This window comes from Rhodospirillaceae bacterium, assembly GCA_028819475.1.
Lineage (GTDB): Bacteria > Pseudomonadota > Alphaproteobacteria > Bin65 > Bin65 > Bin65.
In genome coordinates this window covers 71,584-87,768 of the sequence record JAPPLJ010000065.1, presented here as the reverse complement: position 1 = coordinate 87,768, position 16,185 = coordinate 71,584, and the positions used below count along the sequence as shown (strand labels likewise).

At 64.5% G+C, this 16,185-nt stretch carries 13 protein-coding genes; 7 read left to right on the top strand and 6 right to left on the bottom strand.

Translation table 11 applies throughout. The features are described 5' to 3' along the window. The first annotated feature begins 51 nt into the window (after nt 1-51). From OXM58_19705 to OXM58_19680, 6 genes are all read left to right on the top strand, one after another. Nucleotides 52-318, top strand: coding sequence for a DNA cytosine methyltransferase (locus tag OXM58_19705; protein ID MDE0150589.1), 267 nt, complete (start codon nt 52-54; stop codon nt 316-318). Continuing rightward, entirely contained in the window at nt 311-2,482 is a 2,172-nt protein-coding gene (locus tag OXM58_19700) for an ATP-binding protein (GenBank protein MDE0150588.1), read from the top strand. The genes OXM58_19705 and OXM58_19700 overlap by 8 nt, the downstream gene beginning before the upstream one ends. Next, a complete protein-coding gene (locus OXM58_19695) occupies nt 2,479-3,048 on the top strand; it encodes a hypothetical protein (protein ID MDE0150587.1) in 570 nt (189 codons plus the stop codon). The genes OXM58_19700 and OXM58_19695 overlap by 4 nt, the downstream gene beginning before the upstream one ends. A gap of 28 nt (nt 3,049-3,076) precedes the next feature. Next, nucleotides 3,077-3,502: a hypothetical protein gene (locus OXM58_19690; GenBank protein ID MDE0150586.1), complete on the top strand. Its 426-nt coding sequence runs from the start codon at nt 3,077-3,079 to the stop codon at nt 3,500-3,502. A 92-nt stretch (nt 3,503-3,594) separates the two neighbouring features. Beyond that, the gene (gene vsr, locus OXM58_19685) at nt 3,595-4,074 is read left to right on the top strand and encodes a DNA mismatch endonuclease Vsr (GenBank protein ID MDE0150585.1); all 480 of its coding nucleotides are present in this window, start codon (nt 3,595-3,597) and stop codon (nt 4,072-4,074) included. Nucleotides 4,075-4,222: 148 nt separating this feature from the next. Beyond that, the gene (locus OXM58_19680) at nt 4,223-5,257 is read left to right on the top strand and encodes an ABC transporter substrate-binding protein (protein MDE0150584.1); all 1,035 of its coding nucleotides are present in this window, start codon (nt 4,223-4,225) and stop codon (nt 5,255-5,257) included. 57 nt (nt 5,258-5,314) lie between these two features. Here the strand turns inward: OXM58_19680 and OXM58_19675 are convergent, their stop codons facing one another. The 3 genes from OXM58_19675 to OXM58_19665 all read right to left on the bottom strand — a co-directional run bounded on the left by OXM58_19675 (nt 5,315) and on the right by OXM58_19665 (nt 8,371). Beyond that, nucleotides 5,315-6,121 carry an ABC transporter permease gene (locus tag OXM58_19675; protein MDE0150583.1) on the bottom strand — a complete coding sequence of 269 codons (807 nt, stop codon included), beginning with the start codon at nt 6,119-6,121 and terminating at the stop codon, nt 5,315-5,317. Continuing rightward, entirely contained in the window at nt 6,114-6,881 is a 768-nt protein-coding gene (locus OXM58_19670; GenBank protein ID MDE0150582.1) for an ABC transporter ATP-binding protein, read from the bottom strand. The genes OXM58_19675 and OXM58_19670 overlap by 8 nt, the downstream gene beginning before the upstream one ends. A gap of 125 nt (nt 6,882-7,006) precedes the next feature. Further along, entirely contained in the window at nt 7,007-8,371 is a 1,365-nt protein-coding gene (locus OXM58_19665; protein ID MDE0150581.1) for an FAD-dependent oxidoreductase, read from the bottom strand. A 301-nt stretch (nt 8,372-8,672) separates the two neighbouring features. On the opposite strand from OXM58_19665, the gene parC reads away from it, so the two are divergent. Further along, complete coding sequence (parC, locus tag OXM58_19660; protein MDE0150580.1) at nt 8,673-10,913, top strand: DNA topoisomerase IV subunit A; 2,241 nt, start codon at nt 8,673-8,675, stop codon at nt 10,911-10,913. Between the two features lie 42 nt (nt 10,914-10,955). Here parC and OXM58_19655 read toward each other — a convergent pair whose 3' ends face one another. The 3 genes from OXM58_19655 to OXM58_19645 all read right to left on the bottom strand — a co-directional run bounded on the left by OXM58_19655 (nt 10,956) and on the right by OXM58_19645 (nt 15,977). Then, nucleotides 10,956-13,619: a TRAP transporter large permease subunit gene (locus OXM58_19655; protein MDE0150579.1), complete on the bottom strand. Its 2,664-nt coding sequence runs from the start codon at nt 13,617-13,619 to the stop codon at nt 10,956-10,958. A gap of 36 nt (nt 13,620-13,655) precedes the next feature. After that, nucleotides 13,656-14,729 carry a TRAP transporter small permease subunit gene (locus OXM58_19650; protein ID MDE0150578.1) on the bottom strand — a complete coding sequence of 358 codons (1,074 nt, stop codon included), beginning with the start codon at nt 14,727-14,729 and terminating at the stop codon, nt 13,656-13,658. 156 nt (nt 14,730-14,885) lie between these two features. After that, complete coding sequence (locus tag OXM58_19645) at nt 14,886-15,977, bottom strand: TRAP transporter substrate-binding protein (protein ID MDE0150577.1); 1,092 nt, start codon at nt 15,975-15,977, stop codon at nt 14,886-14,888. Nucleotides 15,978-16,185: the final 208 nt, after the last annotated feature.

The window sequence follows — 16,185 nt, the reverse complement described above, 5'->3', positions numbered from 1 at the left end:
CACCTGAAGACGCATCGCAATGGGGTTTCGTTCACCGACAGATTCAAGGTGGTGGCCGCAGATCTTCCGTTCTCGCAGACTGTGGTGGCTCACATCTGCAAGGACGGGCACTACTACATACACCCCGACATTGAACAGAACCGGTCGATCACGCCTCGGGAGGCAGCCCGCCTCCAGACTTTTCCGGACGATTACTATTTTGAAGGTGCGAGTGACCGTCCGGCCCGGACCGAAGCGTTCCGGCAGATCGGCAATGCCGTCCCGGTTCTCCTTTCACGCAGAATCGCGGCCAAGATAAGGCAGGACTGGGATGCCTGAGGCTGGCACGTACACGATTCGTCCCGCAGGCAGGCACATTCTGACGATAGGTCGGGACCTGATTCAGGATCCGCACGCGGCCGTGATTGAATTGGTCAAGAACGCCTATGACGCGGACTCGGCGGACGTCACGGTCGGTTTCGAGAGAGGCGAGGACAGACAGTACCGGATTTCGGTGGCCGACCATGGACACGGCATGTCCCGCGACACCGTAATCAACAAATGGATGGTTCCGTCGACCTCCGACAAGGAAGATCGAGGGGGCAAAAGCCCTAGCGGCAGAACCATGCAGGGGCGGAAGGGGATCGGCCGTTATGCCGCTTCGATCCTTGGGACGGATCTGCTGTTGGAGACGACGACGCCGTCTGGCGAGAAGACGACGCTCTACCTGCAGTGGGGAGACTTCGAGGATGCGGACTTTCTCGGCGACGTGGAAATTCTCATAGAAACGACGGAGGTGGACGAGCCGGCTGGCACGACCTTGGTCATAGTGATTGACGAGGATCGTCTGAAGGCTTGGAAGGACTCACAGTTTACGAAGCTTCAGTTCGAACTCAGGAAGCTTATGCCGCCATTTCCGACGATGGCGATGGAGCAGACGTTTGAGGTGATACTGCGCATCACAGAGGTTCCGGGCGTCAATGACATTGACGCGCTCGTGGAACCCTATCCGCTGGTGGAGCACTTCGATTACAGGATCGCCGGGACCATAGAGGCTGGCGGGACCGGGAGCCTCGTGTACTCGCAGCAGAAATCCCGCAACGCATCAACCGAAGAGATTCCAATTAACCTCGGCGGACCCACGGGATGCGGAGACCTCGAAATCGACATCCGCGTCTATGACCGCGATTCCGCATCGATCGAACAGCTAATCCAACGCGGGTTGAAGGACGACGTGGGCAACTACCTGGGCAAACTTCAGGCGCGTCAACTGCTCAATGAGTACAACGGGATCGGGGTGTACCGAAACGGCTTCCGCCTGCGGCCTCTGGGCGATCCCGAATTCGATTGGCTGAAACTCAACGAGCAGCGGATACAGGCGCCGGCGCGTCGGATCGGAAACAACCAGGTCATAGGCTACGTGCAGATCCAGTCGGAAGAGCACTCGCAGCTCATCGAGAAGAGCGCGAGGGACGGTCTCATCGAGAACGACGCTTTCGGAAGGTTGAAAGAGATCACGAAGACGGTAATCGGCCGGCTGGAAGAAAAGCGGTACGTTTACCGCCAGCGCGCGGGTCTCAGCAGAAGGACGCTGAAGGTAGAGCGCGAACTGGAGCGGCTTTATTCCTTCGACACCCTGAAACGCGACGTCCGGTCCACCCTTACCGGAGCCCGGGTGAGTCAGAGGACGACATCCAAGGTGATCGCCCTGATCGAGACGGACGAGCGGCAACGGGGCGAAGCCGTCGGTCGACTGCGTGACGCGATCGCTGTGTACCAGGGTCAGGCCACGCTCGGCAAGATCATCAATGTGGTCCTCCACGAAGGCAGGCGGCCTCTGAGCTACTTCCGCAACCAACATCCGCTGCTCCGCAGGGCTGCGGATGCGTTTGCAGAAACGCGTGACCCAAGCAAGGCTTCAAGAATCGTCGAGCTGGCCGAGGGAATAGCGGACAGCGCGGCCGATTTCGTCACTCTTTTCGGCCGGCTGGACCCGCTCGCCGCGCAACGACGGTCGAAGAAGAAGTCCGAGGCGTTGAGAGCGATCGTCGAGAGGGCGGTGGAGACATTTTCCGGAGAAATGAAGGAAACGGGCGTTACCTGCACGATCAACGGCGACAGGGCCTTCACATTCCTATGTTGGCGACAGGACATCCAGGCGATTTTCACCAATTTGATCGACAACAGCCTCTACTGGTTGGCGACGAGAGAGTTTCCGGAAAGGCGGATTGCCATCAATTTTTCGACGGATGGAGGGCGGCTCCTGCACATCGATTACAGGGATACGGGACCGGGCATCGAGCCAGACCACATCGAAACCGGCGTGATCTTCGATCCCCAGTTTTCGACCAAACCGGAGGGGATGGGCTTGGGCTTGGCGATCGCCGGGGAAGGGGCGACGCGTAACGGCTTGGAGCTCAGAGCGCTGGAACACGACGGTGGCGTGTGGTTCCGGCTACAGCCGGTGGAAGTCGACGGGCCAGCGAAAGGGGAAACGACGTGACGGCACTTCAGTTGCTTCTGGTCGAAGACGAAGACACTCTCGTAAGCCAGTACAAGGATGTATTGGGCGAATACGTCCAGCAGCATGGCAGGGACATCGAGATGCATGTCTGCAGGACGCTGGACGATGCCAAGAGTAGTTTGAATGCCTCTATCGACGCGGCCATCGTGGATCTCAATCTCGGCAAGGACACGACTGAGGGTGGGGAACTGATCGATGAGATTAAGGAGCATTTTCGCGTTCCCGTCGCGGTCTTGACGGGGACTCCGGATGATGCTGACGACAATCCTCCCGTGATCGAGGTGTTCACGAAGGGAAAGGACGGATTCGAAGACGTTCTTCACCGTCTTTGGGAGCCCTACATGATCGGTCTAACGCGGATCATGGGTGGACGTGGACTGCTTGAGGAACGCTTGAACAGGGTCTTTCTCAAGAACCTGCTGCCGACTCTCGACACTTGGATCGGTTACGGACGCTCGAACGCCGACCGAACGGAAAAGGCGTTGCTGCGCTATGCGTTGGGCCACATGGTAGCGGACCTCGAAGGAGACGAGACGCCCACTTAATCCCGAGGAGGTCTACCTTGCGCCTCCCTTGGACCATGCGCTGACGACGGGCAGTCTGGTGAAGCGAAGGAATGACGGCACATGCCATGTCGTCATGACGCCGGCGTGCGATTTGGTGTTACGCAAGGACGGCAGGCCAAACGTCGACTCGATCATCTTGGCGGAAGTCGTGCCGGAGGAGACGGTGTACGTTTCCCTCAAGGCAAATGCGGACCGAAAAAGGAAGCTTAAACGGAACAACGACAAGTCCTGCTATCACTGGTTGCCGAACTCAAAAGTGGCTGACGGCGGTTATCTCGATTTCCGCAAACTTCAGACCGCGCGATTGGACAGGATCGGAACCGAGTACGAGCGTCTGGACGCAAGGATCGCGCCGGGCTTCATCAAGGATATCGTGTCCCGCTTTTCCGCGTTCTATGCGCGGCAGGGTCAGCCTGTGATTGGAGAGACCTAGCCGACGGAAACAAGCGGGCTCAAGTACATCAAGCGTATGGAGGCAAGTACCGCGTACCCATCGCGCTCTTGGCTGTTCTGGAGGCGTCGACGTTGGCTGATACCGTGGATCCCATTACCCGAAGCCGGATGATGGCTTCGGTACGCAGCCGGGACACCGGGCCGGAAGTCGCAATACGAAAGGCTCTGCATAGGCGGGGATTCAGATACCGTACGAACGACCCCAAGCTGCCGGGAAGGCCCGACATCGTATTTCCAAAGTATCGCGCGGCAGTTTTGATTCACGGCTGCTTCTGGCACGGACATGACTGCTCGCTGTTTCGTCTACCGGCCACTCGGCGCGAGTTCTGGGCAAAGAAACTGCAACAGAACAGAGAAAGGGATGAGAAAGTGAGACTGGCGCTGTCCGAAACCGGATGGCGGTGCCTCACGGTTTGGGAGTGCGCGCTTCGGGGACCGGAAAAACGAGACTTTATTGCACTGATTGAGGAGGTTATCCGATGGGTAACTACCGGCAAAACGGCGTATGAATTGCGCGGCGGCGCGCCCTTCGGCCGGAAAGGAGCGGCATGAAGCGTCGAACTTTCGGAGTACAAATCGAGTCTTCCGGCGTTGCCGTTTGAAAACCGGTGCAAAGTCGTTTAACACGCGCGCTTGCAGCCGAAATCGACGACTGTCGATCCGACAGAAATCCGACCGTTATCCAAGGGAGAGAAACGACATGACGATGCGAAACCGCCTCTATTTGCGCCGTGCGCTTCTCGGCGCCGGGGCAGCGCTGATCGCAACAGCGGGAATCGCGCAGACCGCGCTAGCTGCCGACAAGCTGGTCGTCGGCGCCCTGCGCTTCACGTCGCACAGCGCCGGCTTCGTCGCGCTCGAAAAGGGCTATTTCAAGCAGGAAGGCCTGGACGTCGAATTCCGGTTCTTCCAGGCGGCGGCGCCAACCGCGGTCGCCGTGGCGGCGGGCGATGCGGATTTCGCCATTGCCGGCATCACCGGCGGCTTCATCAACCTCGCCGGCAAGGGCGCGATCAGGGCGGTCGGCGGCGTGCTGCACGAGCGCAAGGGTGTCGACGGAATGGCCCTTCTGGCGTCCAAGAAGGCGTATGAGGCCGGGCTCACGAAGCCGGCGCATCTGAAGGGCAAGTCGCTGGCGCTGACCCAGTTCGGCTCCACCTTCCACTATATGGGCGCCGTAACGGCGGAGAAGTTCGGCTTCTCGATCAAGGACATCCGCGTGCGGCCGCTCCAGAAGGTCGGCGCGATGATCGGGGCGCTCAAATCCGGCCAGGTCGACGCCATGTTCATGGTGCCCCATATCGCCAAGCCGCTGGCACGGGGCGGCGCCGCAAAGATCGTCGGCTGGCTGCGCGACTGGCATCCCGACTACCAGATCACGGCGCTCATCACCTCGACACGCAACATCGAGAAAAGACGGGGGCTCGTGGAGAAATTCCTGCGCGCCTACGCGAAAGGCATGGCGGACTTCAACCGCGTCATGCTCGACCAGAAGAAGGACCCGGCGGCGGTTGAGGCGATGGTCAAGACGATCCACAAGTACGTCTATACCTCGCGGCCCTACGCCAAGGCGGCGCGCTCAATCAAGGCCGGCGCCATGTTTCTCAACCCGGGCCTGTCGCTCGACCTGAAGAGCATCAAGCATCAGCTGGAGTGGAACCAGTCCCAGGGCTTCGTGAAAAAGGACATCACGATGGACCAGGTCGTCGACACCAGCTTCGTCAAGACCAACTGACGGCAGCGCCGGCGGACGGCGCAACGGGGCCGGTCCCGCGGGGCCGGCCCTTTTCGTTTACGACCGCCAGCGCAGGAAGTAGCGCTCGGCGCGGCCGATCAGCCAGGATACGACGAGGCCGAGCACCGACAGCATGGCGACTCCGGCGATCAGCTGGTCGGTCGCCGCCAGATTGCCGGCCAGCAGCACATAGGCGCCGATGCCGTATTCCGCGCCGATCATTTCGGCCGCAACCAGCAGGATGATGGCGATCGAGGCGGAAATGCGCGTCCCCGACAGGATCGCCGGCAGCGCCCCCGGCAGGACGATCTTGCGCACGATCGAGAGCCAGCTCAGCCCGAACGACTGGCCCATGCGGATCAGGCTGCGGTCGACATTGTCGACACCCCCGTAGGTGGCGATCACGGTCGGGAAGAAGGTGCCGAACAGGATGGTCGCGATCTTCGAGCCCTCGCCGATGCCGAACCAGACGATGAACAACGGCAGCAGGGCGATTTTCGGGATCGGGAACAGGGCGGCGACCACCGGCACAAGCCCCGATCGCGCGATGGAGAACAGGCCGATCGAGAAGCCGACGGCGACGCCGAGGATCATGCCGGCGCTCCAGCCGATCACGAGGCGCGAGACCGATGCTTCCAAGTGCCGCCAGATTTCGCCGGTCTCGACCAGATAAGCCAGCGCCGCGAAGGCTTCGCTGGGCGCCGGCAGAATCAGCGGCGTAATCCAGCCGATCTGCGAGCCCAGTTCCCACAGCCCGATCACGACGATGAACACCGCCGGACCGAGCGGGCCGACCGGGCGCGGCGCGAAGCCGCCGCCCCGGAACGCAACCGGCCGCCCGGCATGGGTTCGTGCATCAGGCATCGGCAAGCTCCCGGTCGGCGGCCTGCGCCTCCTCGCGCAACATTTCCCACAATCGGCGCTGGATCTGCGCCAGTTCGGCCACCGCGTCGGACCGGTCCTCGAGCGGCATGTCGATCGCCACCTGGTCGCGGATGCGGCCCGGCCGGCGCGACAGCACGACGATCTTGTGGCCCAGGCGCACAGCCTCCTGGAGATTATGGGTAACGTAGACCGCCGTGAAGGGCTCGCGCGTCCACAGGCCGATCAGGTCGTCCATCAGCAGGGCGCGGGTCTGGCCGTCGAGCGCCGAAAGCGGCTCGTCCATCAGGAACACCGCCGGGTTGACGGCGAGCGCCCGGGCGATCGCCACGCGCTGCTTCATGCCGCCGGATAGCTGGCGCGGAAAGGCGTTGCCGAACTCCGACAGGTCGGTCCGCGCCAGCACATCGTCGACGATCCGCCCGGTCTCGCGTTCGCTCAGGCCGTGGTCTTCCAGCACCAGGCTGATATTGCCCCGCGCCGTCCGCCAGGGCAGGAGGGCGAAATCCTGGAAGATGTAGGTCAGCGGGTTGAGGCAGCCCTCGGGCGGCTCGCCGACCTGCCGGACCGCGCCGTCAGTGGGCTGCTCAAGGCCCCCGATCAGCCGGAGCAGGGTGGACTTTCCGCAGCCCGACGGCCCGATCAGGCAGACGATCCGGCCGCTCTCGATCCGAAGATCGATGCCGTCGAGTACCGGCATGTCGCCATAACGGTGGTTCAGTCCGTCAATGTGCAGGTCCATGGTTGCCGGTTTCTCGTGACGAGGTCGGCTTGCTGCCGACTTTCTGGCGATCCATCTGGCCGAAATCTCGCGCAAACAGAAGCCTCAACTGCCGGGAAATGCAAATTTTGTGCATCAAATGAGGATCAGGTGGGAGATACGCCGCTTCCCGAGGCCTCCGGCCCGGTCTCGCTGACGACTTCCCCGGCCCAGGGGTCGGTCGTCTCGAGAGCGAGATTGTCCTTCACGGCGTCCTGGAGGGCGGCCATGTCGATCTGGTGCAGCGAGCCGCTGCGGTTCAGATGCGTTGCCGCGGCGGCGGCACGGCCCATGGCGAAGCACGGTCCCATAACCCGCAGGCTCGCCAGCGCCGCCGGCTCGGCGTCGATGCAGCGTCCGGCGACCACGACATTGTGCAGGCCCTCGGGCAGCATGGCGCCGAAGGGGATGTAGTGGATGTGGTCCTCGTCAAAGATCGTCCAGTGCGCGCCCGCCATGTCGCCGTGCAACTCGATCGGCCAGGTTGTGCGCGCAATGGCATCGGGCGGCCGGCGGCCGGTCGCGACATCGTCCACCGTAACGTGGCTGCGGCCGACGATGGTCCGGGTCTGGCGGATGCCGGCGTTGCCGTAGACCGCAACCTTCGCGTCGCGGAACGCTTCGGGCAGTTCGCGCTTGAACAGGCGGAGCAAGGCGTCGACCTGGCGCCGCCCCTCGATGCCGGCGAGCGCGAGGCCCGCCGTTTCCATCGGCGTTTCGATATGGGTGAGGTTGAGCAGCAGCTTGCGCGTGCCCGGCACGACGAAGACCGGCCCCTCGGCGCGCACCAGGCCGAATTCGCGTCCGTATTTGCGGATCAGGTCGTGATAGAGCGAACGGGGGTATTCCGCGCACAGGCCGGTATCGACGTCTTCCAGGATCGCCATGACCGTGCCGAGCACCTGTTTATCCGATTCCCGCATTGCCTGACCGGCCAGCCAGGGGAGCACGGCGTCGCCGGAGGCATCGATGAACCGGTCGGCCTCGACCCTGGCGTCGCCGAACCGCGTGCTGAGCTGGAGTGCCTCGATGATGCCGTCGCGCTGTTCGACCCGGCGCACGATGGCGCCGGGCAGCGGGACGATGCCGGTCTCGACGATCTGCCGCTCGGCCCAGCGCATCCAGGCGTTCGGCACATAATCGATGATGAAGGTGCCGCGCACCCGGCGCAGGGCTGCGTCGCCCTGGGCGAACAGGGTTTCGAACAGGTTGTCCATGACGCCATGGGTCAGGCGCCGCGGCGCCGGCCCGTTGCGGAACAGGCCGCAGATCGTGCCCAGCGCAGCACCGACCGCCTGGCCGCCGATATGCGGCGCGGCATCCACGATGACGACCTGCCGGCCCAGCCTCGCCGCTTCCAGCGCCGCCGAGAGGCCGCCTGCGCCCGAACCGACCACGCAGACATCGCCGCGGTAAATCTGCGCCGCCCGATGCTGAATTCGGACAGTCTTCATGCCGGGATAGTCGGTCATGGCGGAGAAACCGGTGTCCGATAGTCAACGCTTGTCATTTATCGGCGCGGCGCCGCCATGCCGATTGCGGCTTCCGTTCGCGGAAGTGCAGGCCGAACGCTTCCCGCGGATCATAGGGCCAAATATTTTATCCGTATACTGATAAAACGGACCGCCGGCCGAGACTGTTCGACCCCAAGGGGCCCCACGCCATTCCGGGGGCGCTATCGAGCGCCGAACACGACAGAGGGCGCATTCGGCTACAATTTGTTGACGGTATTTCCAAGTCAGCTACTATATCTGCCACAATCGGGAACGTCAGATGGCCGATACCCCCATAGCTGCGGAAGTCCGCGACACGCCGCTGGCGGATGCGCTGGGCCAGCGCTACCTGTCCTATGCCCTGTCCACCATCGTGTCGCGCTCGCTGCCGGACGTGCGCGACGGGCTGAAGCCGGTCCACCGGCGCCTGCTCTACGCCATGCGCGAGTTGCGGCTCGATCCGGAGGCCGGCTTCAAGAAATGCGCCCGGATCGTCGGCGACGTCATGGGCAAATACCATCCGCACGGCGACCAGGCGATCTACGACGCCATGGTGCGGCTGGCGCAGGAATTCGCCGTGCGCTATCCGCTGGTCGACGGACAGGGCAATTTCGGCAATATCGACGGCGATAACCCGGCCGCCATGCGCTACACCGAAGCGCGGCTGACCGAGGTTGCCGAACGGCTGCTCGAAGGCATCGACGAAGACGCGGTCGATTTCCGCGAGACCTATGACGGCGAGGGCAGCGAGCCGGCGGTCCTGCCGGCGAATTTCCCGAACCTGTTGGCCAACGGCGCCAGCGGCATCGCAGTCGGCATGGCGACCAATATCCCGCCGCATAATGTCGCCGAAATCTGCGACGCGCTGAAGCTGCTGCTGCGCCGGAACCCGGAGAACCGCGGCAAGGTACCGGTCGCCGACCTGATCGAACGGATGCCCGGCCCGGATTTCCCGACCGGCGGCGTGCTGGTCGAGACCCGGGAGGCCGTCACCGCCGCCTACGAGACCGGCCGCGGCAGCCTGCGCATCCGTGCGCGCTGGCAGGCGGAGCCGCGCAAGGGCGGCGGCAGCACGGTCGTCGTGACCGAGATCCCCTACGGTGTCCAGAAGGGTCGCCTGATGGAGAAGCTCGACGAGCTGCTGGCGGCGAAGAAACTGCCGCTGATCGGCGATATCGTCGACGAATCGGCCGAGGACATCCGCATCGTCATCCAGCCGCGCAGCCGCAACGTCGATCCGGCGGTCCTGATGGAATCGCTGTTCCGCGCAACCGAACTGGAAAGCCGGTTCGGTCTGAATTTCAACGTTCTGGACGCCGGGCGGATACCGCGGGTGATGAGCCTGCGCGACGCCTTGTGCGCGTTTCTCGACCATCGACAGGCTGTCCTCGTGCGGCGCACCGGGCACCGCCTCGGCATCATCGCCCGGCGGATCGAGATCCTGCAGGGCTTCATCGTCGCCTACCTGAATCTCGACGACGTGATCCGCATCGTCCGCTTCGAGGACAGCCCGAAGCAGGAACTGATGGGCCGCTACGACCTGAGCGACGTCCAGGTCGAGGCGATCCTCAACATGCGGCTGCGCGCCCTGCACAAGCTGGAAGAAATCGGCATCCGCAGCGAACTGGAAGCGCTGGAGGCCGAACGGGCCGATCTGACCGGTCTGCTCGAGGACGAAGGGCGCCAGTGGAAATGGGTTGCCGACGAGGTCGACCGGCTGCGCGAGACCTTCGGGCCGGAGACCGCGCTGGGGCGGCGCCGGACCGAACTCGGCGATGCGCCGGACGCCGGGATCGTCGATTTCGAAGCCCTGGTCGCGAAGGAACCGTTGACCGTACTGTGTTCGGAGAAGGGCTGGATCCGGACGGTCGGCGGCCATGTCACCGACACCAGCGCCCATCGCTACAAGGAAGGCGACCGGGAGCGCTTCGTCCTGCACGCCACGACCGCCGACCGGCTGGTCCTGTTCGGCACCGACGGACGCTTCTACACCATTCCGGCGGACAGGCTGCCGCGCGGCCGGGGGTTCGGCGAGCCGATCCGCCTTTCGATCGAGCTCGGCAACGATAGCGAGATCGTCTCGCTCATGGTGCACGATCCGGCGCGCAGGCTGCTGGTCGCGAGCAGCGACGGCCGCGGCTTCCTGGTGCCGGAGAAGGACGTCGTGGCCCAGACGCGGGCGGGCAAGCAGGTGCTCAACGTCGCCGGCGACGTCGAGGCCGCGGTCTGCACCGATGGCGCCGGCGACCATGTCGCCGTTCTCGGGGAGAACCGGAAGCTGCTGGTCTTTCCGGCGGCGGATCTGCCGGAGATGGCCCGCGGCAAGGGCGTGATCCTGCAAAGATACCGCGGCGGCGGACTGGCGGACGCCCGCACCTTCACGCTCGCCGAAGGGCTCGAATGCCGGACCGGGGCCAGGACCCGCACCTTTTCGGCAGACGAACTGGCCGGCTGGCTCGGCAAGCGCGCCCAGGCCGGCCGCCTGCCGCCCAGGGGCTTCCCGCGCGGTGGGCGGTTCTAAGCCGGCTGCCGCAGGGGAGGGCGGCCAAGGCGGCCGCCGGTCCTAGAAATTCAGCGAAATGTCCCGGTGATCGGCCAGGCAGCCGGCGACGTCGGTGGCCTGGTCGCTGCTCAGCCGCGGCTGAAGGCGCAGGCCGATGGTCTGGGCGATCGCCGCATCGTATTCGGCAAGCGGAGCGACGAGCCTGGCCTGGGCGGCCGTCCGCCAGGCGACTTCGCCGTCGAGTTGCTTCAGCGCGTCGGCAAAGGATTTGAGCGCCCGGTCGCGCTTCAGCCGGGTCGGCCGCAGATTGCGGCGCGCATCGCGCAGGCGCGAGCGGATCTTGCTGGTGCCCGGCGCCGCGCGCAGTTCCCGCTCCAGCGCCCGCAAGGCGCCGCTGGCCTTCTTCGGGTCGCCGGATTCGATCGCCGGTTTCAGCGCCGCCAGTTTCGGTTTGAGGGCGCTCAGTGCGGCGGCGCCGACGATCAGCTTGCGGGTCTCCACGATCGGCCCATAGGCGTTGTCGACCGTCCGGCGATAGCGCAGTCGGGCCAGACGCTCCTTCTTGGCGAGATCGAGGAACCGCTTGCGCCGGGCCTGCCAGTCGGCCGGCACCTGCGCCAGCAGCGCCTTCTTCTCGGCCTGCAATTCCGCCATGTCCCGCGTGAGATCGTCGATGGCGGCGCGGTCCGGCCGCTCGGCGTTCTGCAGCCGGCGCAGGTCTTCCGCTTCCTGGCTCAGTTTGCCGTCGATGATCAGCACCTGGCGGTTGATCGACCGCACCTTGCGGTGCAGCGGCCGGTAGGTCGGAATGTAATCGGCCACGGTTTTCTCCGCGGCGCGGACGTCGCCGATCCGCACAAAGGTGTCCCGTGCATCCTTGAAGGCCCGGTTCAGCGTTCCGCGCCGTTCGGCCGGGAGATAGGAAATATCCGTCTTCGATACCTTGTCGATCGCTGCCGTGAGGGCTGCACGCTGCTCCATCATCAGCGCAAAGTTGCGCTCTTCGATGCAGGCCTGGAGCCGTGGATTTCGCGGCGGCGGTGCATTCTCGCCGCTGAGCGAGATGCGGTTCGGCAGGTAGTTCACCAGCGACGGGTACAGGCCGACGATGCCGAGGGCGACCAGCTGCAGGGTGATGAACGGGACCACGCCCTTGTACATCGAAATGGTCTTGACCGATGCCGGCGCCACGCCGCGCAGGTAGAACAGGGCGAAGCCGAAGGGCGGCGTCAGGAAGGATGTCTGGATGTTGACGCCGATCATCACCCCGAGCCACACGGCGGTGACGTTGGCCGACGGATCGGCAAGCAGGATCGGCGCGATGATCGGCACCACGACCACGGCGATCTCGATGAAATCGAGGAAAAAGCCGAGGATGAAGATCACCGCCATGACCAGCGCAAACTTGGCGAGGAAGCCGCCCGGCAGGCCGAACAGGAAATCGCGGACCAGATCCTCGCCGCCGAAGGCCCGGAAGGCGGAGGTCAGCATCGCGGCGCCGATCAGGATGATGAAGACCAGCGACGTGGTCTTTGCCGTCTCGACCATGACGTAGCGCAGCGTGTCATCGGTCTTGTAGACCCGCCAGCCGCTCCACACGAGCGACGCCAGCAGGGCGAAGACGGCGACCGACGCCAGGATGAGCGCCGTCACGTCGTCGGCGGTGACGACATTCTTGACATTGATCGTGTAGATCGAGAGCAGAAACAGGATCGCGCCGATCGACAGGACGGCGAGCACGGCCGGGTAGAACGCGCTCCTCCTGCCCTGGTAGAGGCGGTAGCCGGCCATGATCATGGCGCCGGAGGCGCCGATGGCGCCGGCCTGGTTGACGGTTGCGATACCGCTCAGGATCGAGCCCAGCACGGCAAAGATCAGGGTCAGCGGCGGGACCAGGACGATCAGCACCCGTCTGGCGAAGGCCGCATCGAATTTCCCTTCCCGCGCTACGGGCGGCGCGAGCGCGGGCCGCATCAGCGCCGTCACCAGGATGAACGCGATATAGAGCCCGACCAGCACCATGCCGGGCAGAAAGGCGCCGAGGAACATGTCGCCGGCGCTCGCCGAGGTCAGGCCGTAGTCGCCGGGCATGGCGCTCGATCCGGTGCCGGCCTTGTATTCCGCCTTGCGCAGGGTCAGCGCCTGGTCGGTCGCGTTCGAGAGCTGGTCCGCCAGGATGATCAGCACGATCGACGGCGGAATGATCTGTCCCAGGGTGCCGGACGCGCTGATCGTGCCGGTGGCGAGCGCCTGGCTGTATCTGTTGCGCAGCATCACCGGCAGGGAAATCAGCCCCATGGCCACGACGGTCGCGCCGACGATGCCCGTCGTCGCCGCCAGCAGGGCGCCGACGAAGACGACCGAGATGCCGAGGCCGCCCGGGATCCGGCCGAACAGCTGGGCCATGGTTACCAGCAGGTCCTCGGCGATCTTCGACCGCTCGAGCATGATGCCCATGAACACGAACAGCGGAATCGCGATCAGCGTGTCGCGGTCGGGATCCCAATAGACGCCCCGGAAGTTGGAGACGCCCGAATTCAGCCATTCGATGGGCCCGCCGGTATGGAAGAAGCTGCCCTCGTCGCCGGTGAAGATGAGGCCGGCGACAGTCGCGAGCAGGATGGTGAGGATGGCCGAGCCGGGCAGGGCGAAGGCAACCGGATAGCCGGACGCCAGCGCGCCGGCCATCAGAAGCACCAGAAGCAGCAGGAAGAAGAATTCCATCAGCCGCCGCCCTGCCGCGCCGCCCTGCTGCGGCCCCTAATGGTGCACATCGCTCTCGCCCGTGCTCTTCGGCGCGTCCGCTTCCTCCAGCAGCACGCCCGCGTTGGACAGCAGCGACGCCATGAATTCCAGCAGCATCGTTACGGCAAAGACCAGGAGATACCCGGCCAGCATGTATTTGACGTAGAGGCCGAAGCCGGCCTGCGTGACTTCGAAGCTCAAGAGCGGACCGCTGACGACGCTGAACTTGTTGGCGAGGCCCATCGTCATCACGATCCAGCAGACCGGCGCGCCCAGAATCGCCGCGCCCACCGCGTTGACCCAGGCGCGCCGGCGCGCGCCGAACCCGGAATACAGCACGTCGACCCGGACATGGCCTTCGTGGAGCAGCGTATAGGCGCTCGCGAACAGGAACAGGGCGGCGTACCAGAAGCGCACCAGGTCGGCCATGAAGGCCTGTTCGTAGGAATAGAGGAAACGCAGGATGACGATCTGGAGTTCGGCGACCACGACCAGCAGCGCGAGCCAGGTGAAGCCGACGGACCGGGTGAACAGCGAGATCGCTATGGCGACCGCCATCAGGGGCAGGTGCATCACCTGGGCGCGGAATGCCGACTTGCCGAGATCCTGCGCCAGGCTCTTGCCGACGACGTCTACGAGCAGCCCCTCGACCCGAAGGAAGGAAACGACCGCGTCGGCAAGACCGACCAGAAGCACGCTCCAGAAGGCGGCCCGGGCGATGAACGCACCGATGGCACTCAGGCGTTGTGCGTCCGAATAAAGGGTGCGCTGCCGCGTCCGCAAGACGTAGACGACGATCGCAACGACGGTAAGCGGATAGAGCGCGATCTGAAGGAAGGCGAGGGTGACGCTGCCGCCGAGCGGCTCTTTCGGCGCAACGAAACCGAGCATTCCGGCATCGCCGAGCAGGGCGACGACGCCGGGCCATTCGAGCCAGAAAACCAGATAGGCGTTCGCCAGATAGACGAAGCCGAGATAGGAAACGGAGAGCGCCAGGATGCGCAATGCCGGCTGCATCCGGCCGGACGCCGCCGCTGCCGCCGTCAGATCCGACAGGGTGCCGGAACCGGCCGTCGCCGCAGTGCTCATGCAGTGCTCATGCTGGTTCGCTCGACAGGCTGGGCCGTCTGCCCGGCGCCCGTTCAGCGCGTCACCGAACGGGGCGTTACCGAACGGGGCCGAAAGAACCGGGAGCAGCCGATGGCGCCATCGGCTGCTCCCGATCCTGTCCGGACGACGACTCGGCTAGAGGCCGAGCACGCGGTTCCGCTGGGCCAGATAGGCCTGGTCGGAAATCTGCGTCCAGGCGCCGAGTTCGGCCCGCGCGGCGCGGAAACCGTCGTCGACTTCCTTGGCGAGCGGGCTGTGCGAGCGGGTCGCCTCGAAGACTTCCTCGGCCGCCTTGCCGAACGCGTCGTAGACATCGTCGTTGAACTGGCGCAGCTTCACGCCGTGATCCCGGAGGAGTTCCTTCAACGCCTGTCCCGACTTGGCGTTGTATTCCGCCATCATGATGTCGTTCTCGGCGGCTGCCAGAGCTTCGATGATCGTCCGATCATTGCTGCTCAGCTTGCCCCACCAGGACGCGTTCATGCCCAGCGCCAGCATCGAGCCCGGCTCGTGCATGCCGGGATAATAGTAGTAGCTGGCCGCCTCGTAGAACTTCATGAACTTGTCGTTCCACGGGCCGACCCACTCGGTGGCGTCGATTGCGCCGGAGACCAGGTTCTCGTAAATCTGGCCGCCCGGCAGGGACACGGGCGATGCGCCCAGCTTGGCCATGACGTCGCCGCCCAGGCCGGGGATACGCATCTTCAGGCCCTTGAGATCGTCAGGCGACTCGATCTCCTTGCGGAACCAGCCGCCCATCTGGACGCCGGTGTTGCCGCCACGCACGCATTTAAGGCCGAATTCGCCGGCGACCTTGTCCCAGAGCTGCTGGCCGCCGCCCCACTGGATCCAGGCGTTCATCTCGGTATAGGTCAGGCCGAACGGCACCGCCGTAAAGTAGGCCCAGGCCGGGTGCTTGCCTTTCCAGTAATAGTCGGCGGCGTGATAGATCTGGGCCTTGCCGGAAGCGACCTCGTCGAACGAGGCAAAGGCGCCGACCTTCTCGCCGGCGGCGTAGTAGGTGACCTTGATCTTGCCGTCGGTGGCATCGTTGATTCGCTTGGCGAGGCGCTGCGCACCCGTGCCGAGGCCCGGGAAGTCGCGCGGCCACGTCGTCACCATGACGGCTTCGACCTTTTTCTGCGCCAGCGCCGGCTTCGGCAGTGCGCTGGCGGCAACGGTGGCGCCGGCCGCAGCCGCGCCCGACAGGAAAATTCGACGTTTCATGAAGCGTCCTCTTAGACTGGTGTGGCTCCCTTGCGCCTCCTGACTATCCGGACGGGCAGGATCAGGCTCACAGGTGCCGGATAGTCGGCGGCGGCGGAAATCCGGTACAGGCGCTCCACCGCCCGGCGGCGTAGCGGCATTATATGCGCACAACACGCATTGGCAACATGCGCGCTATTGGCCGGTGACTTCTCGAAACTTCGATCTG

Bases quoted from the DNA above. Each gene is read 5' to 3' on its own strand.
- OXM58_19700 (MDE0150588.1), top strand. From the start codon at position 311: ATGCCTGAGGCTGGCACGTACACGATTCGTCCCGCAGGCAGGCACATT.
- OXM58_19680 (MDE0150584.1), top strand. From the start codon at position 4,223: ATGACGATGCGAAACCGCCTCTATTTGCGCCGTGCGCTTCTCGGCGCC.
- OXM58_19675 (MDE0150583.1), bottom strand. From the start codon at position 6,121: ATGCCTGATGCACGAACCCATGCCGGGCGGCCGGTTGCGTTCCGGGGC.
- OXM58_19670 (MDE0150582.1), bottom strand. From the start codon at position 6,881: ATGGACCTGCACATTGACGGACTGAACCACCGTTATGGCGACATGCCG.
- OXM58_19665 (MDE0150581.1), bottom strand. From the start codon at position 8,371: ATGACCGACTATCCCGGCATGAAGACTGTCCGAATTCAGCATCGGGCG.
- parC (MDE0150580.1), top strand. From the start codon at position 8,673: ATGGCCGATACCCCCATAGCTGCGGAAGTCCGCGACACGCCGCTGGCG.
- OXM58_19655 (MDE0150579.1), bottom strand. From the start codon at position 13,619: ATGGAATTCTTCTTCCTGCTGCTTCTGGTGCTTCTGATGGCCGGCGCG.
- OXM58_19650 (MDE0150578.1), bottom strand. From the start codon at position 14,729: ATGAGCACTGCGGCGACGGCCGGTTCCGGCACCCTGTCGGATCTGACG.
- OXM58_19645 (MDE0150577.1), bottom strand. From the start codon at position 15,977: ATGAAACGTCGAATTTTCCTGTCGGGCGCGGCTGCGGCCGGCGCCACC.